The 21,986-nt window shown below is 71.6% G+C and carries 20 protein-coding genes and 1 pseudogene; 8 read left to right on the top strand and 13 right to left on the bottom strand.

The window, feature by feature from the left end; all coding sequences use genetic code 11:
• Window positions 1-11: 11 nt before the first annotated feature.
• The 3 genes from ACZ6KY_RS09135 to ribA all read right to left on the bottom strand — a co-directional run bounded on the left by ACZ6KY_RS09135 (window position 12) and on the right by ribA (window position 2,333).
• Entirely contained in the window at window positions 12-1,247 is a 1,236-nt protein-coding gene (locus ACZ6KY_RS09135) for an MFS transporter (protein ID WP_469309653.1), read from the bottom strand.
• A 247-nt stretch (window positions 1,248-1,494) separates the two neighbouring features.
• Complete coding sequence (locus ACZ6KY_RS09130; RefSeq protein WP_469309652.1) at window positions 1,495-1,629, bottom strand: hypothetical protein; 135 nt, start codon at window positions 1,627-1,629, stop codon at window positions 1,495-1,497.
• Complete coding sequence (gene ribA, locus ACZ6KY_RS09125) at window positions 1,626-2,333, bottom strand: GTP cyclohydrolase II (RefSeq protein WP_469309651.1); 708 nt, start codon at window positions 2,331-2,333, stop codon at window positions 1,626-1,628. The genes ACZ6KY_RS09130 and ribA overlap by 4 nt, the downstream gene beginning before the upstream one ends.
• A gap of 39 nt (window positions 2,334-2,372) precedes the next feature.
• On the opposite strand from ribA, the gene ACZ6KY_RS09120 reads away from it, so the two are divergent.
• Window positions 2,373-3,134, top strand: coding sequence for a creatininase family protein (locus tag ACZ6KY_RS09120; protein ID WP_469309819.1), 762 nt, complete (start codon window positions 2,373-2,375; stop codon window positions 3,132-3,134).
• Between the two features lie 140 nt (window positions 3,135-3,274).
• Here ACZ6KY_RS09120 and ACZ6KY_RS09115 read toward each other — a convergent pair.
• The 5 genes and pseudogenes from ACZ6KY_RS09115 to ACZ6KY_RS09095 all read right to left on the bottom strand — a co-directional run.
• Window positions 3,275-3,997, bottom strand: a pseudogene (locus ACZ6KY_RS09115) (lysylphosphatidylglycerol synthase transmembrane domain-containing protein); the annotation flags it as partial.
• Window positions 3,998-4,293: 296 nt separating this feature from the next.
• A complete protein-coding gene (locus ACZ6KY_RS09110; protein WP_469309650.1) occupies window positions 4,294-5,229 on the bottom strand; it encodes a class I SAM-dependent methyltransferase in 936 nt (311 codons plus the stop codon).
• Entirely contained in the window at window positions 5,226-6,449 is a 1,224-nt protein-coding gene (locus ACZ6KY_RS09105; protein ID WP_469309649.1) for a glycosyltransferase family 4 protein, read from the bottom strand. The genes ACZ6KY_RS09110 and ACZ6KY_RS09105 overlap by 4 nt, the downstream gene beginning before the upstream one ends.
• On the bottom strand, window positions 6,446-6,844 hold the full coding sequence (locus tag ACZ6KY_RS09100; protein ID WP_469309648.1) for a 6-pyruvoyl trahydropterin synthase family protein: 399 nt from the start codon (window positions 6,842-6,844) through the stop codon (window positions 6,446-6,448). The genes ACZ6KY_RS09105 and ACZ6KY_RS09100 overlap by 4 nt, the downstream gene beginning before the upstream one ends.
• 137 nt (window positions 6,845-6,981) lie before the next feature.
• The gene (locus tag ACZ6KY_RS09095) at window positions 6,982-7,962 is read right to left on the bottom strand and encodes a zinc-dependent alcohol dehydrogenase (RefSeq protein ID WP_469309647.1); all 981 of its coding nucleotides are present in this window, start codon (window positions 7,960-7,962) and stop codon (window positions 6,982-6,984) included.
• 108 nt (window positions 7,963-8,070) lie between these two features.
• Here ACZ6KY_RS09095 and ACZ6KY_RS09090 point away from each other — a divergent pair, with 108 nt between their 5' ends.
• The 5 genes from ACZ6KY_RS09090 to ACZ6KY_RS09070 all read left to right on the top strand — a co-directional run bounded on the left by ACZ6KY_RS09090 (window position 8,071) and on the right by ACZ6KY_RS09070 (window position 12,666).
• Entirely contained in the window at window positions 8,071-8,868 is a 798-nt protein-coding gene (locus tag ACZ6KY_RS09090; protein ID WP_469309646.1) for a CDP-alcohol phosphatidyltransferase family protein, read from the top strand.
• A gap of 213 nt (window positions 8,869-9,081) precedes the next feature.
• Window positions 9,082-9,963 (top strand): DNA-3-methyladenine glycosylase family protein, encoded by an 882-nt coding sequence (locus tag ACZ6KY_RS09085; RefSeq protein WP_469309645.1) that lies wholly within the window; start codon window positions 9,082-9,084, stop codon window positions 9,961-9,963.
• A 161-nt stretch (window positions 9,964-10,124) separates the two neighbouring features.
• Window positions 10,125-11,300, top strand: a complete 1,176-nt coding sequence (locus ACZ6KY_RS09080; RefSeq protein ID WP_469309644.1) for an ABC transporter ATP-binding protein — start codon at window positions 10,125-10,127, stop codon at window positions 11,298-11,300.
• Entirely contained in the window at window positions 11,297-11,995 is a 699-nt protein-coding gene (locus ACZ6KY_RS09075) for an ABC transporter permease (protein ID WP_469309643.1), read from the top strand. The genes ACZ6KY_RS09080 and ACZ6KY_RS09075 overlap by 4 nt, the downstream gene beginning before the upstream one ends.
• Window positions 11,992-12,666, top strand: a complete 675-nt coding sequence (locus tag ACZ6KY_RS09070) for an ABC transporter permease (RefSeq protein ID WP_469309642.1) — start codon at window positions 11,992-11,994, stop codon at window positions 12,664-12,666. Before ACZ6KY_RS09075 ends, ACZ6KY_RS09070 begins: the two co-directional genes overlap by 4 nt.
• Window positions 12,667-12,813: 147 nt before the next feature.
• Here the strand turns inward: ACZ6KY_RS09070 and ACZ6KY_RS09065 are convergent, their stop codons facing one another.
• From ACZ6KY_RS09065 to ACZ6KY_RS09050, 4 genes are read right to left on the bottom strand one after another with little or no spacing between them, the layout of a single operon-like run.
• Entirely contained in the window at window positions 12,814-13,431 is a 618-nt protein-coding gene (locus ACZ6KY_RS09065) for a GTP-binding protein (RefSeq protein WP_469309641.1), read from the bottom strand.
• Entirely contained in the window at window positions 13,382-13,813 is a 432-nt protein-coding gene (locus ACZ6KY_RS09060; protein ID WP_469309640.1) for a DUF742 domain-containing protein, read from the bottom strand. The genes ACZ6KY_RS09065 and ACZ6KY_RS09060 overlap by 50 nt, the downstream gene beginning before the upstream one ends.
• Window positions 13,814-13,871: 58 nt before the next feature.
• A complete protein-coding gene (locus tag ACZ6KY_RS09055; protein ID WP_469309818.1) occupies window positions 13,872-14,345 on the bottom strand; it encodes a roadblock/LC7 domain-containing protein in 474 nt (157 codons plus the stop codon).
• 2 nt (window positions 14,346-14,347) lie between these two features.
• Window positions 14,348-16,900: an ATP-binding protein gene (locus ACZ6KY_RS09050; RefSeq protein ID WP_469309639.1), complete on the bottom strand. Its 2,553-nt coding sequence runs from the start codon at window positions 16,898-16,900 to the stop codon at window positions 14,348-14,350.
• A gap of 344 nt (window positions 16,901-17,244) precedes the next feature.
• On the opposite strand from ACZ6KY_RS09050, the gene ACZ6KY_RS09045 reads away from it, so the two are divergent.
• Both ACZ6KY_RS09045 and ACZ6KY_RS09040 read left to right on the top strand, forming a co-directional pair.
• On the top strand, window positions 17,245-18,204 hold the full coding sequence (locus ACZ6KY_RS09045) for an ABC transporter substrate-binding protein (protein WP_469309638.1): 960 nt from the start codon (window positions 17,245-17,247) through the stop codon (window positions 18,202-18,204).
• A gap of 100 nt (window positions 18,205-18,304) precedes the next feature.
• Window positions 18,305-19,954 carry an aromatic amino acid ammonia-lyase gene (locus ACZ6KY_RS09040; RefSeq protein WP_469309637.1) on the top strand — a complete coding sequence of 550 codons (1,650 nt, stop codon included), beginning with the start codon at window positions 18,305-18,307 and terminating at the stop codon, window positions 19,952-19,954.
• A 154-nt stretch (window positions 19,955-20,108) separates the two neighbouring features.
• Here ACZ6KY_RS09040 and ACZ6KY_RS09035 read toward each other — a convergent pair whose 3' ends face one another.
• Entirely contained in the window at window positions 20,109-21,626 is a 1,518-nt protein-coding gene (locus ACZ6KY_RS09035) for an MFS transporter (RefSeq protein ID WP_469309636.1), read from the bottom strand.
• Between the last annotated feature and the right edge of the window lie 360 nt (window positions 21,627-21,986).

The following is a 21,986-nucleotide window of genomic DNA, read 5'->3' as shown; positions in this document are numbered from 1 at the left end:
CGCCGCCCTGTTCAACCGGGCTTCCGGACGGTCCGGTTGACGCGGTACACGTCCCGTACGCACAGGTTGAGCACCGTGACGGCCACGATCACGCCGGCACACACCAGGAGCACCTCGCGGTCGGACCAGGCGCCCGCGGCCAGGGCGGCCAGCAGGTAGCCGAGCGGAATCGCGCAGCGCTCCCCGACACTGTTGAAGGAGGCGGCCCTGCCCAACTCGTTCTCTGGTATGTGCAGTTGGAAGGCGGTGGTCCACGCGACGATCGCGACGTCGAGACCGACGCCCGCGATGAGCGCGGCGAACAGGAGGGCGGGCAGGGGCAGTCCGAGCCCCATTACCGTCAGCGGCAGAAAGAGCAGGGAGGCGGCACTCACGGCGACGACGAGGAGCCGGTACGGCTTCCACCACAGGCACACCAGCGCGCCCGCGAGCAATCCGAGCGCGAACGCCCCCTGCACCAGGCCCCAGGAGCTCGCGCCGGAGTACAGCCGTGCGGCGAGGACCGGTCCGAGCATCTGGAATCCGGCCAGCCAGGCGGCGACCACGACCATCCCGGCCACCGTGTACGTCCACAGCCAGGTACGGGAACGGAATCCGGCCCAGCCCGTCCGCAGATCGCTCAGGGCGCTGTCCACGGTGACAGGGGCCTCCAGGCGCAGCCCGTACAGCAGCAGGGCCGCGATCAGGAACGTGAGGGCGTCCCAGGCCAGCGCCCATCCCGGTCCGCAGAGCGCGACGACAACACCGCCCAGGACGGGCCCGAGCACCCGTACGGCGTTGCTCGGCAGCCTGACCAGCGCGTTGGCCCGCTGCAGTTGCTCCGGCGCCACGAGCTGGTTCACCACGCCTTGACCTGCGGGGACGGTGAACGCCACGGCGACTCCCGAGAGGAAGCCGCAGGCGGCGATGGAGCCGGTCGAGGCCGTGCCGCTCAGCACGACGACGGCGAGCGCGCCTTGTGCCGCCGCCGCGACCAGGTTGCCCGCCAGCAGGATCCGGCTGCGGGACATCCGGTCCGCGAGCACCCCGCCCACCAGCAGGAAGGCGACCGTCGGCACGGTGTTCACGGCCAGCACCACACCGAGTGATCCGGCTCCGCCGCCCTCCCCGATCACCGCGTAGGCGAGCGCGAGCGGCGCCATCGCCGATCCCGTCGCCGAGACCAGATTGGCCAGCACGAACCGCCGGAAGGCGGCGCTGCGCCAGGGTGCCGTCGGGTCCGTCGGCACCTGCGCCGCCGTCTTCATGGTCCTCCCTCACCGAATCGACGGCCTCGACGGCGACGCCGGGCTCCGCCGCGAGGCCCTGCGCCGCCCGTGCCCGCCGACCGGGGTGCGGACTCCACAGCCGTACGGACTACAGCTCGCGCGCCCGGGCGACGGCCCGCGCCCGGGCGAGGGCCCGCGTGCCGGAGCCGAGCAGGCCCGGTTCCGGCTGTCGGCGCCGGCCGGCGCGTCGAAGCGACCGCGCCGGCCGCGGCGGTGCGCGGGCTCGTCACCGGGGTCCCGCGGTGCCGTCACCGAGCGCGGTGACGGCCACGCGCCGCGAGGCGGTCGCCACGTCGGTGTCCAGCGGTCGCGTCACCTGATCGCGCGAGAGGAACAGCGGGGCCGGGCCGTCCTCCGTCACTCCTCAGTGATGACCGTCTTCGCCGATTCGCAGAAGATCGCCTTGGTCCACTCCTCGCTGTCCAGGTGGGGCAGGTAGTGGTCGAGGCGCTCCCGCTTGGTCAGCAGGTAGGTGAGGTTGTCCTCGCACGGCGGTATCAGGAGCGGCACCTGCTCGGCGACCTTGATGCCGTGGCGCAGCAGCGACTCACGCTTGCGCGGGTTGTTCGACAGCAGCCGTACGGACCGTACGCCGAGGTCGTGCAGCATCTCCGCCGCCACCCGGTAGTCGCGGGCGTCCACCGGCAGTCCGAGGGCGAGGTTCGCCTCGACGGTGTCGAGCCCCTCCGCCTGGAGCTTCATCGCCTTCAGCTTGGCGAGCAGGCCGATGCCCCGGCCCTCGTGGCCCCGGAGGTAGACGAGGACGCCGCGGCCCTCGGCCACGATGGCGCGCAGCGAGGCGGTGAGCTGGGGGCCGCACTCGCAGTGCTGCGATCCGAAGGAGTCGCCGGTGAGGCACTCGGAATGCAGCCGGGTAAGGACGTCCCCTTCCTTGAGGGTGTCCAAGTCGCCGTAGACGAGAACGACTTGTTCCTCGCCCCGGTCGTGGTCGAGGTAGCCGACGGCGTGGAAATCGCCGTACTCGGTGGGCAGGGGGGCAATCACGACTCGTTCGACACCTGTGAGGTGGGCATTCCCGCCGAGTACGCCAAAGTTATCTGTCATGATCTGGTTCCTAAGCAGAGTCGAAAGGGCCGTGAAAACATGAGTAGTTCGGGAACGCGAGCGACGGTGTCCGGTGTGCTGTCACTGGACACCACGGAGGATGTCCGCGAGCGGGGGGCCGGTGTCGCCCGCCAGGTCGCCGTCCTTCCCGTCGGCAGCCTCGAACAGCACGGGGCCTACCTGCCCTTGACGACCGACACCCTGGTGGCGTGCGCCATCGCGCGGGAGATCGCGGACACCTATCCGGTGCATCTTCTTCCTCCGGTGACGATCTCCTGCTCGCACGAGCACGCCGCATGGCCGGGCACCGTCAGCATTTCCTCCGTCACCCTGTACGCCGTGGTCCGGGACATCGCCGCCTCGTTGCGGCGATCGGGCGTCGACACCCTGGTGGTGGTCAACGGACACGGAGGGAATTACGTACTCGGCAACGTGGTCCAGGAATCCGCGGGCACCGGTACGCGTATGGCGCTTTTCCCGGCCATGGAGGACTGGGAAGGCGCGTGTGAACGGGCCGGTGTGCAGACGTCGTTGCTCACTGATATGCACGCGGGAGAAATCGAGACGTCCATTCTCCTGCATGCCCATCCGGAATGCGTCAAAGACGGTTATGAGACCTCCGATTTCGTCGCCGACGACCGTCGGCATCTGCTCACCCTCGGCATGTCGGCCTATACCGAGTCCGGGGTCATCGGCCGTCCCTCGATGGCCGGCGCCGAGAAGGGGAAGGAACTCCTCGCCGGGCTGGCCGAGGCCTTCGGAGCGTATTTCTCCTTGGTGACGTCCGAGACGCTGCACTGATCGGGCCCTCCCGCGCTCTCCTCGCGGGGGCGCCGGAGAGCGGCACCCCACCGGACGACCAGGACCACGGCCCCGGGCAGGCTCGCCGCGAAGCTGAGCACTCCGTAGATCACCGCGACGGTGAGACCCATGCCGGCGCCGAGCCCGGCGGCGCCGAACGCCCAGGCGGTGGCGCCCTCGCGGGGACCCCAGCCGCCGACGTTCAGCGGCAGCCCCATCGCGAGCAGGGCGAGCAGCGCGAGCGGCATCAGCCGGACGACGGACGCGGTGGATCCGGCGGCCCGCGCGGCGAGGACGAACATCGCCAGGTGACCGGCGAGCACCATCACCGACGCGAGCGTCACGCCGGGCCAGCTGCGCCGGGCCAGCAGAGCGCCCCGCGCCTCGACGAGCGCGCCGCGGACCGCGCGGTAGCGGCCGGAGCCGGAGGGGGCCCGGCGCCTGCGGACGACGGCGACGGCCACCGCGCCGCACACCGAGACGATCGCGAGGATCAGCGCGACCTCGCGGGACTGCGTGAGGGCGGGTGACGGCTGGGTGAGCAGCACCGCCGCGCCGACGGCCACCAACACGGCTTGTCCCGCGGTGCGTTCGAGCACCACCGCGCGTACGCCCCGGCCGATGTCACCGGTGCTCTGCCCGTGCCGCACGGCCCGGTGCACATCACCGAGGACTCCGCCGGGCAGCGCGGCGTTCAGGAACAGCGCGCGGTAGTAGTCGGCGACGGCCGCGCCCAGCGGGAGCCTGATGCGCAGCTCGCGTGCGACCAGGCACCAGCGCCAGGCGCTGAACACCGTGGTGAGCAGCCCGATCCCGATCGCCGCCGCGAGTGTGGTCCCGTCGATCCGCCGCAGCCCGTCCACGAACACCCCGGTACCCAGCCGCCAGAACAGCACTCCGAGGATGAGGACGCCGGCGACGGTGCCGAGGTGCTTGCGGACACGACGGAACGCGAGCCGGGCCCGGGAGCCCACGGAGGTCTGGCCTGCGGCGGGGCTCCCGGACTTCCCGGCCGGGGACTCCGGGACGACGCCCGCGGGGTCCGGTGCCCGCGAGGCAGGCGCACCGGACTCCGCGGGGCTGTTCAGGGGCGGGCCGTCGAGGTGCGGGGTCGCGGCCGTCTGCTCGGGGTCCGCGACCACCGTCTCCAGGCCCGCGCTCACACCGCACCCCCGGACGGGTGGGGCAGGGCCAGCACGTCGCTGTGGTGGACGACCACGCGCAACTCGCCCGCGGCGCACGCCGTCAGGCGGGACTCGAGGTACGACTCGGCCCGGGCCGCCAGTTCGGGGCGCTGTTCCACCGCCGCGCCGACCCAGCCGCGCAGCCACTCCGCGGTGAGGGCGGCCTCGTCGGGGCCGAGGCGCCAGGGGCTCGGGTGCACCCGTACGGTGGCGCCGTAGCGGGCGAACGCCTCGCAGGCGGCCGTGATGGCGTCCGGGCCGAGCAGTTCACCGCGCCGCTGGTGGGTGTTGAACGCCTCGGCGATCTCGGCGTCCAGCGGGTCGGCCGGGGTGAGTTCGACCCGGCCGGCGACGGACAGCGTCAGCAGGGCCGGGACACCGGCGCCGGCGCAGGCCGCCGCGAGCCGGTCGATCTCCTCGGTGGTGAGCACGTCGAGCAGTGCCGACGCGGTGACCAGGGCGGCGCCGGCCAGGGCGTCCGCGGTCAGCCTGCCGATGTCACCGCGCTGGGTGGTGACGGCGACGTGGCTGCCGTCGGCCGCCGCCTTGGGCGCCCCGACGGTGGCGAAGTGCAGCAGGTACGGGTCCCGGTCGTGCAGGATCCAGTGCTGGGCGCCGTCGAGCCGGGGCGCCAGCCAGCGGCCCATGGAGCCGGTGCCGCACCCGAGGTCGTGGATGACCAGGTCGCCGCCGCGCACCGGGCGGTTGGCCAGCCGGATGCGCAGCGGGTCGAGCAGGTCGGCCGCCCGCGCGGCGGCGTCGGCGGGTTCGCGCAGCTGGAGCCACTGGGGCGCGTAGCGCACCTCGTCGGCGTCCGGATCCCCGACTCGCTGACCGGGCACGCCGGACCTCACCTTCTCCTCGGGGATGCCGGAGTCCGGCCCGCTCGCGGGAGTCGTCGCGGTACTCACGCCGCCCTCCGGGGTTCCTGGGGCAGTCGGCCGAGCACGCCGGCCAGGCTGCGGGCCGTGGTCGCCCAGCCGTCGAGCGCGGCGCGCCGTCCGCGGGCGGCGGCCTTCAGACGGCGGCGCACGTCGGCCTCGCCGAACCAGCCGCGCAGTTCGGCGGCGAGCGCCGCCGGGTCCTCCGGGGGGACGAGGATGCCGGGCACTCCGCCGTCGGGGGCGCGTCCGACCGCCTCGGGCAGACCGCCGACGTCCGTGGCGAGCACGGGGATGCCGCGGGCCAGGGCCTCGGTGACGGCCATGCCGTAGGTCTCCGCGTACGAGGTGAGGACCATGAGGTCGGCGGCGGCGTAGCTCGCGTCGAGTTCGGCGCCGGCCTGCGGTCCGGCGAGGTGCAGCCGGTCGCCGAGACCGTGCTTCGCGATCAGGGAGCGCAGGTGGTCGACGTAGGCCGGGTCCTGGCCGAGGCCGCCGACGCAGACGCAGCTCCACGGCAGGTCGGTGACGGTGGCGAGGGCTTCGACGAGCCGGTGCTGGCCCTTGCGCGGGGTCACGGCGGCGACGCACAGCAGCCGGGAGACGCCGTCGGTGCCGGAGGCGAGCGGCGCGATGTCGGCGCCGGGCGCGGCGGCATGGACCCGGTCGGGGGCGAGGCCGTGGTGGGCGACGAGCCGGCGGACGGCCCATTCGCTGGTGGCGACGACGGCCGACACGGCCCGCAGGGTCGTACGTTCCAGGGCGTCCAGCTCGGCTGCCACGGCGGGCTCGAGTCCGGTCTCGTCGCCGAGCGGCAGGTGGACGAGGACGACGAGACGCAGCCGGTCGGCCTCGGGGGCGACGATCTCGGGGACTCCGCAGGCGACGATCCCGTCGAGGAGGACGACGGTGCCGTCGGGCAGGTCGGCCAGCGTCCGGGCGAGTTCCGTACGGGCGGCGACGCCGGGGCGGGGCCACTCACCGGGGACGACGTGCCGGTGGACCTGCCAGCCGAAGCCGGGCAGATCCAGGCAGAGCCGGCGGTCGTAGGCGTTGCCGCCGCTCGGCGCGGCCGGGTCGTCGACGCCGCCCGGCATCACGAAGTGCACGGAGCGCAGGGACATGGGAATGATCTCGGCGTTCTTGATGGCCGCGTTCTGTACGGGCACGTAGTTCAGGGCACCCGGTCCGGCGGCCGTGGCGGCACGGCCGGACGATGGGGACGCCTTGTCCAGGGTCACGTCGGTCACAGGGCACGCTCGTAACTCGCCCAGGCGATGTGCGACTCGTGCAGGGTGACGGTGATACCCGTGAGGCCACGGGCACCCTCGCCGAGGGCTCCGGCGTGGACGCGGCTCGCGAGCCGGTCGGCGATGACCTTGGCCAGGAACTCGGTCGAGGTGTTGGTGTCCTTGAAGTCCGGCTCGCTGTCGAGGTTGCGATAGTTCAACTCGCTCACGACGGCGCCGAGCTCCTGCGTGGCCAGTCCGATGTCGACGACGATGTTGTCGTCGTCCAGCTCGGGGCGGCGGAAGGTGGCGTCCACCAGGAACGTCGCCCCGTGCAGGCGCTGCGCGGGTCCGAAGACCTCGCCACGGAAGCTGTGGGCGATCATCAGGTGATCGCGGACGGTGATGCTGAACAACGGACGACCCTCCAGGTGCGGTGCGTCTGATCCCCTGCCGGGATCACGTCGTGTAGTACGGCTGCCCGGTTCACCTTGTTCAGCCGCCTGTCGCCCTTTCTTAGGAGTCCGTAGAGGTCAGGCCGGTTCTCATCGGCTCAAACGTCTTCGTAGGCGACTCGGTGGCACAGGGCGGGTATCGATCCGGAGGCCAGCTTCCCCATCACGTCCGGTAGTTCCCGGAAAGCGCACTCGCCGGTGACCAGGGCGTCGAAGGCCGGTTCGGCGAGGAGTTCGAGGGCGAGCGCGAGACGGTCGGCGTACGTCCTACCGGCCCGGCCCGAGGGGGAAACGGAACCCACCTGGCTGCTGCGCAGGGTCAGCCGACGGGAGTGGAAGGCCTCTCCGAGCGGCAGGCTGACCCGGCGGTCGCCGTACCAGCTCAGCTCGATGACGGTCCCCTCGCGGGCGAGCAGGTCCAGGGAGCGGGTGAGTCCGGCCTCGGTGGCGCTGGCGTGCACGACGAGGTCGAGTTCGCCCTCCGCGTCCTCGGGGAGCGCGAAGTCGATGCCGAGCGCGCTTGCGACGGCCGCGCGCGCCGGGTCGGCGTCGACGAGCTGGACCCGCACTCCGGGGAAGCGGGCGAGCAGCGCGGCGACCGAGCAGCCGACCATGCCGCCGCCGACCACGGCGATCCGGTCGCCGATCAGCGGGGCGGCGTCCCACAGGGCGTTCACGGCGGTCTCGACGGTGCCGGCGAGGATGGCGCGGGAGGCGGGCACGGACTCGGGTACGACCGTCACGGCGCTCACCGGGACGACGTAGCGCGTCTGGTGCGGGTAGAGGCAGAAGACCGTGCGCCCGAGCAGATGCCCGGGTCCTTCCTCCACCCGGCCGACGCTCAGATAGCCGTATTTCACGGGCGCGGGGAAATCCCCGTCCTGGAACGGCGCGCGCATCGAGGCGTGCTGGTTCTCCGGGACTCCCCCGCGGAACACGAGGGTCTCGGTGCCTCTGCTGACTCCTGAGTACAGCGTACGGACCAGTACCTCGCCCTCCGTGGGCGCGGACAGGGTGACATCGCGGATCTCGCCGTGGCCGGGCGACGCGAGCCAGAAGGCGCGAGCTGTGAGTTCCATGAGCGTCCCCCTGAACGATTCAGCAGATCTTCACGTACGGAGCAGTGACAAGTCGCGCACACGGTACGCGGCGTTGATCGAATCTGTCATTCGGCCGGAGGATCTGCGGTGGCCCTGAACAACATGTACGGCGCGAGGCTCCCCCAGCAGGAGACCACGGTGGGAGCCGGCGTGCAGCTCCTGCTACTGGCCCTGCTGGGCACGGCGATCGGGATGGGGCCCGCGGGCTGGCTGACCGGTCTGGCCTTCGCGATCGCCACCTGGGCGGTGCTCACCCGCGCCCTGCGGCGCTCGCAGCCCCGTTCCTTCGGACCCGCCAACCGGGTCACGCTCGGCCGCGCGATCCTGGTGGGCGGCGTCACCGCGCTGGTCGCGGACTCCTTCCAGAGCTCGCCGCCGGTGAGTCTGCTGGTCGGTCTGACGGCGGTCGCCCTGATCCTGGACGGCGTCGACGGCAAGGTCGCCCGGCGGACCGGCACGTCCTCCGCCCTGGGCGCGCGCTTCGACATGGAGGTGGACGCGTTCCTGATCCTCGTGCTGAGCGTGTACGTCGGCATGTCGCTCGGTCCGTGGGTGCTGCTGATCGGCACCATGCGGTACGCGTTCGTCGCGGCGGCCCGGGTGCTGCCGTGGCTGAACGGCGAGCTGCCGCCGAGCATGGCGCGCAAGACGGTGGCGGCCCTCCAGGGAGTCATCCTGCTGGTCGCGGGCGCGGGGATCCTGCCCTACGACGCGCAGCTGACGGCCGTGCTGACGGCCCTCGCGCTGCTCGTGTGGTCGTTCGGCCGGGACATCGCGTGGCTGTGGCGGCAGGGCGGACAGGCGCCCGCGGAGCGGACCCCGGAGAACGAGCGCACGCGGGAACTGGTCGGCGCGGGCTCGGCCCCCGCTGGTTCCGAGAGCTGATCATCGGCCCGTGCGGGTCCCGCCTCGGCGGGGTGACACTCAGCAGCTGATCGCGACGCCCCGCGTCACGCGGTCGTCCCGCTCCCCCTTTCCACCTTCCACGTCGGTCATCCGGACACAGAACCGTCGGAATAGTTGACGGAAATTGTCAGGTATTGCCTCCACCGTGGTGCGCACGGACACGGCGAAGGTGTCCCGAGCGGGAGGTTGGACATGGCGCGGCACATGGTCGAGTTCGAGGTGGCGGGTCCCTGGTCCCTGGAGAACAGCAGGGAGTTCTGGGAGGAGATGGCCCCCGTGCCACCGGCCGGGGCCGGGGGTGAGGGCGCGGCGCTGCGTACGGTCTTCCACACCGACGCCGACTGGCACCAGGTCGCGGCGGAGGTGACGCAGAGCGGGTCCACCGCGCGGGTCGCGGTCGCGGGGGACGGCGACCTGGACGCCGCCGCCGAGCAGGTGCGCCGCTTCCTGTCCCTGGACGTCGACGCCCGCGGCTGGCCCGCCGTCGGCGACCGCGACCCGGTGATCGGCCGGATCCAGGCGCGCAGGCCGGGACTTCGCCCGTGCGGCTTCCATTCTCCGTACGAGGCGGCCGGCTGGGCGGTGCTGACCCAGCGCACCGGGATGAAGGCGGCCCGTGGCATGCGCGACGGCCTCGTCTCCGGCTACGGCGCCGGCGGCGCGTTCCCGGCGCCCGCGGCCCTGCTCCGGCTGGACGCCGAACTGCCCTGGCGCAAGACCGAATACCTGCACGCCGTCGCGCGGGCCGCTCTCGACGGAGTGCTGGACGGCGCCCGACTGCGGTCCCTGGAACCACGGGACGCGATGCGCCAGGTCCAACAGGTCAAGGGCCTGGGCGCCTTCGCCGCCGAACTCGTCGTCGTCCGCGGCGCGAACCACCCCGACGTCCTGCCGACCCGGGAACGCAGGCTCGCCGCGGAGATCACCGAGCAGTACGGGCCGGAGCGCGAACCGGCGGAGATCGCGGAGGACTGGCGGCCGTACCGCACCTGGGCCGCGCTCCATCTGCGGGTCCGGCGCGGCGAACGCCTGGGCGCCGAAAGGACACTTACGACAGAGACGCCCACGGGATGACGGACGTCCGCCGCACCCGGGCGCGCCGAGGGAATTCGGACGTCTGCCCGACTTTCACGAACTGTCATCACCGGGAACGAACATCAACTGGCTAGACTACGCACCCTCGTGCACGTGATCGCGCCACGCGCGAGCAAAGCCGTTCCGAAGGGTTTCGACGCTTGATAGCCATCGAAGATGTCAGCAAGCGATACGCCGACGGCACGGTGGCCGTCGATCGCCTGTCCCTCCAGATACCTGACCACTCCATCACCGTTCTCGTCGGACCTTCGGGCTGCGGCAAGACCACCACGCTCCGCATGATCAACCGCATGGTCGAGCCGAGCGGCGGCACGATCAGCGTCAACGGCGAGGACATCCGGAGCAAGCCGGTCAACGCCCTGCGCCGCTCCATGGGTTACGTCATCCAGAACGCCGGTCTCTTCCAGCACCGGACGATCCTCGACAACATCGCCACGGTGCCCCGGCTGCTCGGCTGGTCCAAGCAGCGCGCCCGGGACCGCGCGGCGGAACTGATGGAACGGGTCGGCCTCGACCCGGCCATGGCCCGCCGCTATCCGTACCAGCTCTCCGGCGGCCAGCAGCAACGGGTGGGCGTAGCGCGAGCGTTGGCGGCGGACCCGCCCATCCTGCTCATGGACGAGCCGTTCTCGGCGGTCGACCCGGTCGTCCGCCGTGGCCTGCAGGAGGAGTTGCTGCGCATCCAGGGCGAACTGGGCAAGGCCATCGTCTTCGTCACCCACGACATGGACGAGGCGATCACCATCGGCGACCGTATCGCCGTACTGCGCACGGGCGGCAGACTCGCCCAGTTCGCCACCCCCGACGAGATCCTCTCGGCGCCGGCCGATCCGTTCGTCGAGCAGTTCCTCGGCGCCGACCGGGGTATCCGCGGTCTGTCGTTCCTCTCCACCCGCGATCTCGAACTCGACCGCTCCCGGGTCTTCCCCGTCGGATCCGACTGGCGGGAGATCGCCGGACGCGACCCGGAGGGAACACCCGTGCTGGTGACCGACGCCGACGGCAAACCGCTCGGCTGGGCCGACCCCGGCGCCTGGGACGGAGACATCAAGGACCTCGAACCGTACGGACCGAGCTTCGAGGCGGGCCGTGACTCGCTGCGGGTCGCCCTGGACCGGGCCGTCCTCTCGCCGACCGGCCGGGCGGTCGCCGTCGACGCCTCCGGAAAGGTGCTCGGGGTCGCCGGACAGGAGACGGTCGCCGCGGCGATCCGGGTGGCCCGGCAGCGACGGGCGGCGGACGTCCCTCAGGACGCGTCGCCGGTCAAGTCCGGAGATGCCTCGCAGGAGACCTCGTCGGCGAAGGCCGGGCGATGAACGGGTTCTTCGACATACCGAGCTCCCTCCAGCACGGCTATGGCGGCCTGATCGCCATCCATCTGCAGGAGGCGCTGGTCCCGGTCCTGGCGGGACTCCTGCTGGCGCTGCCCATCGGCCTGTTGTGCGTCCGGTTCGACTGGCTCTACGGGCCGGTGCTGTGGACCTCGACGGTTCTCTACGCGATCCCGTCGATCGCCTTCTTCGTGGTGCTCATCGACTACACCGGGCTGTCCCAGCTGACCGTGATGATCCCGCTGTCCCTGTACAGCCTCGTCGTGCTCGTACCGGCGGTCGTCGACGGCATCAACTCGGTGCCCGAGGAGACGAACGCCGCCGCCTCGGCCATGGGCATCGGTCTCGCGCGCCGCTACCTCCAGGTCCAACTGCCCATCGCCGTACCGGCGATCATGGCCGGGCTGCGGGTGGCCGTCGCCTCCAGCATCAGCCTGGTGAGCGTCGGCGCGCTGATCGGCAACCAAGGGGCGTTCGGAAACCTGCTGACCATCGCGCAGTTGTACGGCCGTCCCCGGCTCGCCGTGACCGCGGTGGTCACCACCGCCGCCCTCGCGATCGTGATCGACGCCCTGCTGGTCCTGCTGCGCCGGGTCCTCACCCCCTGGCAGCCGCCGTCCGGGGGCGCGGCCGGACGCTCCGGGGCCACCGCCGCCCGTATCCCGGAGGGCGCCTCGTGAACGTACTCAACTTCATGCAGTCCTTCTTCAGCGACGGCTCCCACTGGCACGGCTACGACGGCATCCCGCAGCGCGTGTGGGAGCACGTCCAGTACACGGCCGCGGCCCTCGCGATCGCCGCGGCCATCGGTCTGCCGATCGGCCTGCTCACCGGACACACCGGGCGCGGCGGCAACGCGCTGGCCTTTCTGGCCACCGGCGCCCGCGCGCTGCCGACCTTCGGGCTGCTGGTCCTGATGTTCGTCTGGCTGGGTCTCGGCATCGTGCCCGTGATGATCCCGCTCGTGGTGCTGGCGATCCCGCCGGTCCTCATCACCACCTACGAGGCGATCCGCACCGTGGACCCCTCCCCCGTCGACGCCGCCCGCGGCATGGGCATGCCGGAGACGCGGATCCTGTTCCAGGTCGAGGTCCCGGCGGCGCTGCCGCTGATTCTCAGCGGGCTGCGCTCGGCGACGATCCAGATCGTCTCGACGGCCACGATCGCGGCCTATGTGTCCCTCGGCGGGGTCGGCCGCTACATCCTGGACGGCCTGTACCAGCACAACTACGAGAAGGTCGTCGGCGGAGCGGCCCTCACGGCGCTCCTCGCGCTGCTCGTCCTCGTGCTGTTCTGGGGCGTCGGCAAGGTGACGGTCTCCCCCGGCGTACGCAGACGCCGGGCCGCGTAGCGGTACCGCCAAGCAGCGGTACCACCACAACGGGGACGGCCTCCGGGCCGTCCCCGTCCACGTCCCCGCCCGATCCCGTCTCCGTCTCCGGAACAGGCTCCACAGGGCAGAGTCGGCGAGGCTCAGCCCCGCCGGGTGGCGGGCGGCTCATCGCCGGCGTTCGGCCCTGGCGAGGGCGTGTTCGAGGACGACGAGCAGGGCGTCGCGGACGGATCCGCGGTCGCGGGCGTCGAACACGGTGAGCGGGACGTGGTCGGCGACGTCGAGGGCCCACCGTACGTCGTCCAGGTCGTGTTCGAGCTTGCCGTCGAAGGCGTTGACGGCCACCGCGAAGGGGATCTCGCGGTGCTCGAAGTAGTCGACGGCCGCGTAGCAGTCGTCGAGCCGTCGGGTGTCGACGATGACAAGCCCGCCGAGCGCGCCCTCGACGAGGTCGTCCCACATGAACCCGAACCGCTCCTGGCCGGGGGTGCCGAACAGGTAGAGCTTCAGGGTCGGGTCGAGGGTGACGCAGCCGAAGTCCATGGCGACGGTCGTCGTCACCTTCTCCGGGGTGTGGGTGAGGTCGTCGACGCCGGCGGCGACCGAGGTGATGGACGCCTCGGTGGTCAGCGGCTCGATCTCCGAAATGGCCCCCACCGTCGTGGTCTTGCCCACGCCGAAGCCGCCCGCGATCACCATCTTCACCGGCAGCGGCGGCCTGGGCCGCTCGTCGTCAGCCCTCACGGATCGCGCCCCGGGAGTCGGGGATAGCTCGGAGACCATCGATAACCCTTCGCAGAACAGTGACATCGCGGTTGGAGTGCACCTGCGGTGCGTACAGGGCCAGTTGACCGTCGGCGCGCAGATCGTCGGCGAGTACCCGGATCACATTCAAGTGCATCCGGAGTTTCGCCGCGATCTCCGCGAGCGACTGCGGCTCACGGCAGACCATGATGATGTCGCGGTGCTGGTCGAAGACGAAGGCGTCCAGCGCCGCCAGTCCCACGTCGGTGGCCACCACCTGCGTCTCGATCGGGATCGGCGGTACGAGACTGTCTCCGCCCGCGATCCGCCCCGCGGTCAGCAGGAACGGCCGGACGACCGAGGCGGGGCGTTCCCCTCCCCATTCGGCGTCCCGGCCGGCCGATGGCTCGCCGGACGTCATCACGTCCTCCCCCTTCACCTCGCCGGGCGTCACCGGTCATGTGACGCGCCGTCGGACGTCAACCGGTCGGTGCGATACCCACGGTGTTCTTCAGCTCCATCACCAGCTGCGGGCTCAGCACGGCGCCGGCCCGGTTGGCGAAGAGGGTCATCTCGTACGCGATGTTGCCGAGCTTCGCCTCCTTCGAGGCGACCACCCCGAGCACCGCTCCCGCACCGAGGGCGGACACCAGGACGTGCCCCTCCTCCAGGTCGATGATGACCTTGTTGAGGCTGCCGAGGCCGTAGTTGCCGGAGGCGCCCATGGCGAGGCTGGTGATGCCGGAGACGATCGCCGCGAGCCGCTCGGAGTCGGCCTGGCCGCGCAGTTGGGAGACCGCGATGAGCAGCCCGTCGGAGGAGACACCGATGACGTCGACGACCCCGGCTGTCTCGGTGGCGAATCGATTGAGCAGCCAGTTGAAGTCGGCGGCGGCGGTCCTGACGTCCGTCGTGGGTTCCGCTGTCCGGGACTCCGGCTCGCCTGTCCACATGGTCACGTGCTCATGCCTTCCGGGGAAGAGGGTCTTCTGTTCAGGGTGTTGGGTGCGGCCGGGCCGTCGGGCCTGCCGCCCGGCCGGGTCACCCCGGTCGCGTGGTCCTCGTTCGCGCTCTCGCGCTCGGCCCGCAGGACGGCTGCCTCGAACTCGTCGAGCTCGGAGCGCGCCGCCTCCGCGTCCGTGGGCTGCCAGGAGGGCGGCCTACGGTGGGTGGGCGGCTCCTTGGGCCTGGGCAGCCGGCTCGACGCCGTGCCGGCCGACAGGGTCGCCCCGCGCACCCGGCGGCGCAGCGGCCCGGCGTCGCCGGACCGCGCCGGGCCCGTGGGTCCCTGGTCGGCGCCGGGCCGGGTGCCACCGTGCGTCGTCGCGCGCTCGGCGCCGGTCTCCGTCGCCGGTTCCGAGCGGCGGGCATGGCCGGGGGAATCGTCGGTCTGGGACCACGCGGGCACCCTGCGGGGCAGGCCCACGGGTCCGGGCGGCGCCTCGACCCGCGCCGGGCGCGGCTCGCTCGGGCCGGAACGGCGCGCGGGCGGCTGCATACGCGGGGCGCGCGCCGCGGAGGGGCCCGGGTCGCCGAGCACGAGGTGCGCCGTGGGTACCGCGACGGTGGCGGTGACGCCGCCGCCCGGGGTACGGGACAGGACGACCTCGATGCCCCAGCGCCGGGACAGGCCGCCGACCACGAACAGACCGAGGACCTCCGTCGGCGCCAGGTCGAGGCGTTCGCGCCGGATCAGCCGGGCGTTCTCCTGTTCCAGCCGCTCGGGGCTCATGCCGAGTCCGTGGTCGATGATCTCGACGAGGGCGCCGCCCCCTCCGTGCCGTGGCCGCAGGACCACTTCGACACCGCTGGTCGCCGGGGAGAACATCACGGCGTTCTCCAGGAGTTCGGCGAGCATCAGCGTCAGGTCGCCGACGATGTCGGGGACGACGGTGACATCGCCCTCGGCGTGCGGGGTGACGCGCTGGTAGCCCTCGATCTGGCCGAGCGCGGCCCGGACGATGTTGCTGAGCCGCATCGGTTCGGTGTTGAGGCCGGTCTCACTGATGCCGGCGAGCAGCATGAGGCTGTCGGCGTTGCGCTGGAGACGGACGGCGATGTGGTCGATGCGGTAGAGCCGGTCCAGCACCTCGGGGTCGGTCTCGCCGCGCTCCACGGAGTCGATCAGGGCGAGTTGACGGGCGGTCAGGTTGCTGACCCGGCGGCCGACGTTGCCGAACATCTCGGCGATGTTGCGCCGGCTGACGACCTGGCGTTCCAGCAGCGCGCTCGCGGTGAGCTGAACCTGGTTGAAGGCTTCGGCCAGTTCACCGATCTCGTCGCGCACCGGCACGGGGACGGCTTCCAGTCGCGGCGGGCTCGCGTCGTCGGAGTCGTCGTCGGCGACGCGGGCGAGCTCGCTCTCGGCGGCGCCTGCCACGTGCTGGGCCGCCGCCGTGAGGCTGCGCACGGTCCGCACCACGGAGCGGCGGGTCAGTACGGAGAAGAGCAGCCAGGCGGCGAAGGCGAGGAGGCTGCCGACGATCAGCCAGGCGACCCGCCACCAGGCGGTGTTCGACGCGGACTGGGCGTCCGCGGCGATCCCGCCGATCAGCGACTGGACGATCTTCAGCCGGTTGTCGGCCTGCCGCTCGTAGGTGGGACCGGCGAGCAGCGCCTCGTCGAGCGCGGTGCGCAGCTGCGTCGCGTTCTCGGCGACCAGCGCTCCGGTGTCGACCTGGAGCGCGGCCCAGTGCTGGGTGATGACGCTCTGGTACGGGCTGTGCTCGATCTCGGCGAGGTCGGTGCCCTGTTCCGGGCCGGCGAACCGGGTGAACCGCTCGGCCTGGTAGGTGTACTGGTCGTAGTCGCCGACGGCGCCGGTGAACTCGATGAGCGCGTTGGCGTCGCGGGTGCGGGCGGCGAAGACGCTGGTCTCGAAGGAGGCGTGGGCGGTGTCGGCACGCAGCAGCGCGTCGAGCAGATTGCCCGCGGACGCGGAGGACTCGCTGCCCGACTGGCCGAGACCGAGGCCGTCGATGAGGCCTTCGATCACCGATCCGTACGCCGGGTCGATGTTGTCGGCGGGGATCGGCCCCTGCTCGACGGTCGTGCGGAGGCTGTCCAGGCCTTCCAGTTCCTTCAGCGCCCCCGCCTCGCCCTCGGGCAGCCGGTCGCTGTAGGCGGCCCGGACGGCTTCGATGCGGGTGCCGACCTTGTCCTGCGCGGCGAGATAGGCGGCGGTGTCGGGCGGGCTCTCCCCCGGGCGTGCCGCCTCGTAGCGCAGGGAGACCAGGAGTGCCTGCCGGTGCTCGGTCTGCACGGCGTCGATGAGCTTGGTCACCTGCGCGCTGTCCCGCACGAGTTGGGCGGTATCGGCGGCGGACCGGGCCCGGTCCATTTCACCGGAGACGACATAGGCGAGCATCGCGGAAATGACGGCGAGCGGCACGATCACCAGAACATTGAGTTTCCGGCGGAAAGGCCAACGGTCCAGCAGGGATGGTGTCCGGCCGGTCCGAAGAGCCGTGGACGGCTGCTCCGAGGCGGCTTTTCTGTGCGCGGGCACCCAACCTCCTTGACTTCATTCCCCGTTGGAAGCCCATAGGCAGGCCTGCGTGGATCAATGGTCACGAACAGCGCGATCGGGCCGACAAGTGGAAGGGGGCCCTCGACGCGGCCAACACTAGCGGCTGCCGTAAGAGTACGGCCATGATCAACCGAAAAGTGGCACGCGGGGACGCCTGGTTCGCTCTGGTTTCGGTCACGTTGCGCCTACGGGCTGAAGCTGTACGGTCCCCTTCAGTGATCTATTCGTGTCTTGACGGTAGTTGAGGCGGCTCGATTGGATCGTCAGGACCGTCACCACCCATGCCCTCCGGCCACCACCGCCCCACCGATCGCCAAGTCTGGATGACCAACGTGACCATCGTCAGAAGCACTCGAACCTCCGCAACCTACGCCGTTTCCCTGCTGGTTGTGGCCACGGCCGCGCTGACGGGCTGCGGTTCCTCCAACGACTCAGGCGGCAAGGACCCGTTGAACGGCGACGCCGCCAAGGGCGGGACGGTCGTTGTCGGTTCCAACAACTTCGCCGAGAGCATCCTGCTCGCCGACATCTACGGCGAGGCCCTCAAGTCCAAGGGCATCAAGGTCAGTTACAAGCTGAACATCGGCAGTCGCGAGACCTCGTACGGCCTGATCAAGAACGGTACGATCACGGTCCTTCCGGAGTACAACGGCGCGCTGCTCGCCTACCTGGACGCCAAGGCCGCTCCGACGTCCCTCGACGAGACCAACCAGGCCATATCGGCCAAACTCGACCCGAAGCTCTCCCTGTTGATTCCGTCCGCGGCCCAGGACAAGGACGCGATCGCCGTCAACGAGGCCACGGCCAAGAAGTACAACCTCACGGGCAAGTCGGCCATCACCGACCTGACCAGCGTGGCGAAGGACCTGGTCATCGGGGGGTCCCCGGAGTTCCAGACCCGACAGCAGGGCCTCAAGGGACTGAAGTCCGTATACGGCCTCGATTTCAAGAGCTTCAAGGCACTGGACGCGGGCGGTCCGCTCACCGTGGCGGCCCTGAAGGGCAACAACATCCAGGCCGGGGATCTCTTCACGACGGACCCCGGAATCAGCAAGAACAAGTTTGTCGTGCTGCAGGACCCCAAGAATCTTTTCGGATTCGAGAACGTAACTCCGCTGACATACAAGAGCGATCTGCCGGCGGCCGGAGTTTCCGTTCTCAACGACGTTTCCGCGAAGCTCGACACGGAAACCCTGGTGAAGCTCAACAGCGACGTGCAGGTCGGCAGCAAGGACCCGCTGGACGTGGCGAAGAACTGGCTGGCGTCGGCGGGTCTCAGCTGACGTCGGCGCCGGCAGCCGGCTGACGGGTGCCTGCGGGCCGGGGGGCCTTCCCCCCGGCCCGGCCTTCCGACGGCGTACGGCCAAGGAGTGAACGTCCGTCATGCTCAAGCGCCCGGCCGACGCGGCCACCGGCGGCCCGGCCGGCGGCACCGCACCACCCGGTGCGGCCCTCCACGGCCGGGGTCTCGATGCCGCCACGGTGACCAGGATCGCCGACGGAGCGTCGCCACCCTCCTTGCGTCCGGCGGCACTTGAGGCGATGGAGCGCACCCGGCGCGCGGCACACCGCCTGGCGGCGGAGGGCGCCCGGGTCTACGGGCGCAGCACCGGCGTGGGAGCGCACCGAGGCCTCACCGTCGAGGAACACGACGGCGCGGGCCACGACCTGCGGCTGCTGCTGAGTCACGCGGGCGGTGTCGGCGAGCCGCTGCCCGCGCGCCAGGTCCGCGCGATGATGGTGGTGCGGGTCAACCAACTTCTCGCCGGGGGCTCGGGGTTGGGTCCCGAGATCGCCGTGGCCGTCATGGACGCGCTCCGGGCGGGAGTGCATCCCCTGGTCCCCGAGTACGGGTCCGTCGGCACCGGTGATCTGACGGCACTGGCCCAGTTGGGGCTCGCCCTCTTCGGCCACGGCACCTGGCTACGGGACCGGGCGGGCTCCGAGAATCCCTTTCCTGTGCGTCCCTTCTCCGGGCGCCCGTTCCCCGAGGGTCCGTTCCCCGAGGGTCCGTTCCCCGAGGGTCCGTTCCCCGCGATTCTGTCCATTCAACGCGGGGACGCGCTGGCCCTGTTGAGCAGCAACGCCCTCACCCTCGGACAGTCCTCGCTCGCCTGCCACGACCTCGGCATCCCGCTCCGCGCCGCACATCAGGTGGCCGCGCTCTCCCTGCACGCGGTGAACGGCTCCCTGGAGCCGTACGCGCCCGAGGTCCACGAAGCCCATCCGCACCCGGCGATCGCACGGGTGGCGGCCCGCGTCCTGGAACTGCTCGGCGTGGCTGCCGGGAGCGGCACGGCCGTACCGGGGCTGCCGGGCGGAGCGCCCGCACGCGTGCAGGATCCCTTCGGCTTCCGCTGCTTCCCGCAGGTTCACGGCCCCGCGATGGAGGCGTGGTCGGGCCTGGAGCGGGTGCTGACGATCGATCTCAACTCCGCCACCGAGAACCCCCTCATCGGCTGGGACGAGACCACGGGCGCTCCCGTCGCACGGCATCACGGCGGCTTCTTCACCGCGCCGCTCGTCCTCGCGCTCGACCAACTGGGCCTCGCCGTGCTCGGCACGGCCCGGCTGTCGGCGGCCCGGCTGTCCGCCCTCGGCCGCCCCGAACTGACCGGGCAGCGCTCCTACTTGGCAGACGCCTCCTCGGCCGGGTCGGGAATGATGATCCTGGAGTACAGCGCCGCCTCCGCCCTCGCCGAGATACAGGCGTGCGCCACTCCGGCCGCGCTCGGACATGTGGTGCTGTCCCAGGGCATGGAGGAGGCGGCGACCTTCGCGACCCAGGCGGCCCGCAAGTCGCTGCGGCTGGCAGGGGCCTACCGCCTGGTCCTGGCCTGCGAACTCGTCGCCGCCGTAAGGGCGTTGCGGCTGCGCGGCACTCCGCCCGCACCGGACACGCCGGCGGGCCGCGCCTACGTCCGCGCGGCGGCGGTCCTGGACCCGGACATGCGGGACCGCCCCCTCACGGACGATGTGACGGGGGCGGCTGCGCTGCTGGACGAGTTCGCGGAACCCACCGGCGACGACTGAGGATCCGGTCCCGGCGGCCGGCAGGTCACCCCGGGCCCGGAGCAGCGCCGGGCCCAGGTCACCAGGGCGGCTCCGGCCACGGGTCCTGCACCGGAACACAGCCGGTGCCGGACCCGCCCCGTGCGCTCCCCGCCCCGCGCCGTCCGGGGTGCCGTCAGTTCCGCGTACCCGGCATGACGGCCTCGGCCTCACCGTCGGCCGTCTCGGCGGAATCTGAAGCGAAACCGGAACCGGAAGCAGCACCGGCACCGGCACCGCTGCTCATGGTGCGCCCCGAGGCCCGGGGCGCGCCGGACAGTCGTACCGCCCGCTGGGCGGGGACGAGGAGTGCGGCCAGTGCGGCGGCCAGGCAGAGCAGGGCGAGCAGGGTGAACCCGTGGGTGTACCCGGACTCGTACGGCAGGCCCGAGGACTGGAGCCGGCCGGTCACCAGGACGCTGGTCACCGCGGCGCCGATGGATCCGCCGATGGTGCGGATGTTGGCGTTCATCCCGGTCGCGGCGCCGGTCTGTTCGGGTGGGACGCTGCCGACGATGAGGTTGGCCATGGCGGCGAAGGCTAGTCCGATGCCGAGGCCGAAGACGCCCGCCGCGAAGGCGACCTGCCACGGCCGGTCATGCCAGAGCACGAGGATTCCACAGGCGACCGCGCCGAGCGCCGCACCGGCGACCAGCAGCTTCTTGGCGCCGAGGACGGGCTCCAGCCGGCCGCTCAGCACGCCCGAGCAGAACATCGCGAGCAGCATCGGCAGCATGAGCAGTCCGGCCGAGGTCACGCTCGCGCCGAATCCGTAGCCGGCCGAGCTCGGGGTCTGGACGAACCCGGGGAGGAAGGTCCAGATCGCGTACATGCCCGCGCCGAACAGCAGCGCGGCGGTGTTGGTGGTCCACACGGCGGGCAGCCGCATGATGCGCAGGTCGATGAGCGGGCTGCGGGAGCGCGCCTCGGAGCGCAGCCAGAGCGCGAGGAGCAGCACGGCCACGGCGAACAGACCGATCACCTTGCCCGATCCCCAGCCCCAGTGGCTCGCCTGGCTGAGGGGCAGCAGCAGCGCCACGAGCCAGCCCGACAGGAGGACCGCGCCGAGCCAATTGACGTTCCCCTGGGCTCGGTTGGGCGACTCGGGGACGTAGCGCAGGGCGATCAGCGCGGTGACCGCGACGACGGCGACGGGGATCCAGAACAGCCAGCGGTAGTCGAGCGCGGTCACGATCGGACCGGCCGCCACCATGCCGACTCCCCCTCCGGCGGCGATCACGGCGGACAGGTTGCTGATGCTGCCGCTCACCTGGGACGCGGCGAACTCGTCCCGGATGATGCCGAAGGACAGCGGGAACAGGGCGCCGCCGATGCCCTGCACGACCCGGGCGACGATCAGTACGCCGATGGTGGGCGCGAGCGCGGCGAGCAGACAGCCGGCCAGGACGGCCAGGAGAACGGCGACGAGGGTGCGCTTCTTGCCGATCAGGTCGCCGACCCGCCCCAGGATGGGCGTGAAGATCGAGGCGGACAGCAGATAGGCGGTCATCACCCAGGTCGCGGTGGACTGGGAGGTGTGCATCGCGTGCTGGACGGTCGGCAGGGCCGGCGCGATCAGCGATTGCAGCATCGCGAACACTCCGGCACCGGTCGCGAGGACCGCGAAGGTGAGACGGGTGGACGAGCGGGGCATGAAAAGCCTCTCCGGACAGGAATGCGGCCGAGGTCGTCGGGCCACGGTCGTACGGGACGGACGTGATGGGCGCAGTGCATGGGTGGCGCGGCGCGGCGTCTGGCACACCGACGGCCGCGAGGGCGCTCGCGGAGTGGAAGGTCACCGAGCGGACTGTCACCGAACGGACGGTCGCTGAACGGACGGTCAGGGGGTAGGGCTGTGCGGATCGGTCACCGCGCGGCCCGCCGAAGGTCGAGGACGGGGGTACGAGCGCGTCGGCTGCGCGTGCGGCCGCACGCGTCCACGCCGAACGCACCCCGACTGGTAAAGTGGAGGTACCCCTCCACTGTAGCGGAGGCACACCTCCGCTTCAACCTC

Source organism: Streptomyces sp. NPDC042002 (assembly GCF_055588305.1).
The sequence above is the reverse complement of the archived record's forward strand: the minus strand, read 5'-3'. Positions and strand labels throughout refer to the sequence as shown.

What these genes read in the sequence shown, in the direction of transcription:
- ACZ6KY_RS09065 (WP_469309641.1), bottom strand. Translation starts at nt 13,431, where the DNA reads ATGGTCTCCGAGCTATCCCCGACTCCCGGGGCGCGATCCGTGAGGGCT.
- ACZ6KY_RS09045 (WP_469309638.1), top strand. Translation starts at nt 17,245, where the DNA reads ATGACCAACGTGACCATCGTCAGAAGCACTCGAACCTCCGCAACCTAC.
- ACZ6KY_RS09085 (WP_469309645.1), top strand. Translation starts at nt 9,082, where the DNA reads ATGGCGCGGCACATGGTCGAGTTCGAGGTGGCGGGTCCCTGGTCCCTG.
- ACZ6KY_RS09040 (WP_469309637.1), top strand. Translation starts at nt 18,305, where the DNA reads ATGCTCAAGCGCCCGGCCGACGCGGCCACCGGCGGCCCGGCCGGCGGC.
- ACZ6KY_RS09135 (WP_469309653.1), bottom strand. Translation starts at nt 1,247, where the DNA reads ATGAAGACGGCGGCGCAGGTGCCGACGGACCCGACGGCACCCTGGCGC.
- ACZ6KY_RS09035 (WP_469309636.1), bottom strand. Translation starts at nt 21,626, where the DNA reads ATGCCCCGCTCGTCCACCCGTCTCACCTTCGCGGTCCTCGCGACCGGT.
- ACZ6KY_RS09095 (WP_469309647.1), bottom strand. Translation starts at nt 7,962, where the DNA reads ATGGAACTCACAGCTCGCGCCTTCTGGCTCGCGTCGCCCGGCCACGGC.
- ribA (WP_469309651.1), bottom strand. Translation starts at nt 2,333, where the DNA reads ATGACAGATAACTTTGGCGTACTCGGCGGGAATGCCCACCTCACAGGT.
- ACZ6KY_RS09055 (WP_469309818.1), bottom strand. Translation starts at nt 14,345, where the DNA reads ATGTGGACAGGCGAGCCGGAGTCCCGGACAGCGGAACCCACGACGGAC.
- ACZ6KY_RS09120 (WP_469309819.1), top strand. Translation starts at nt 2,373, where the DNA reads ATGAGTAGTTCGGGAACGCGAGCGACGGTGTCCGGTGTGCTGTCACTG.
- ACZ6KY_RS09075 (WP_469309643.1), top strand. Translation starts at nt 11,297, where the DNA reads ATGAACGGGTTCTTCGACATACCGAGCTCCCTCCAGCACGGCTATGGC.
- ACZ6KY_RS09060 (WP_469309640.1), bottom strand. Translation starts at nt 13,813, where the DNA reads ATGACGTCCGGCGAGCCATCGGCCGGCCGGGACGCCGAATGGGGAGGG.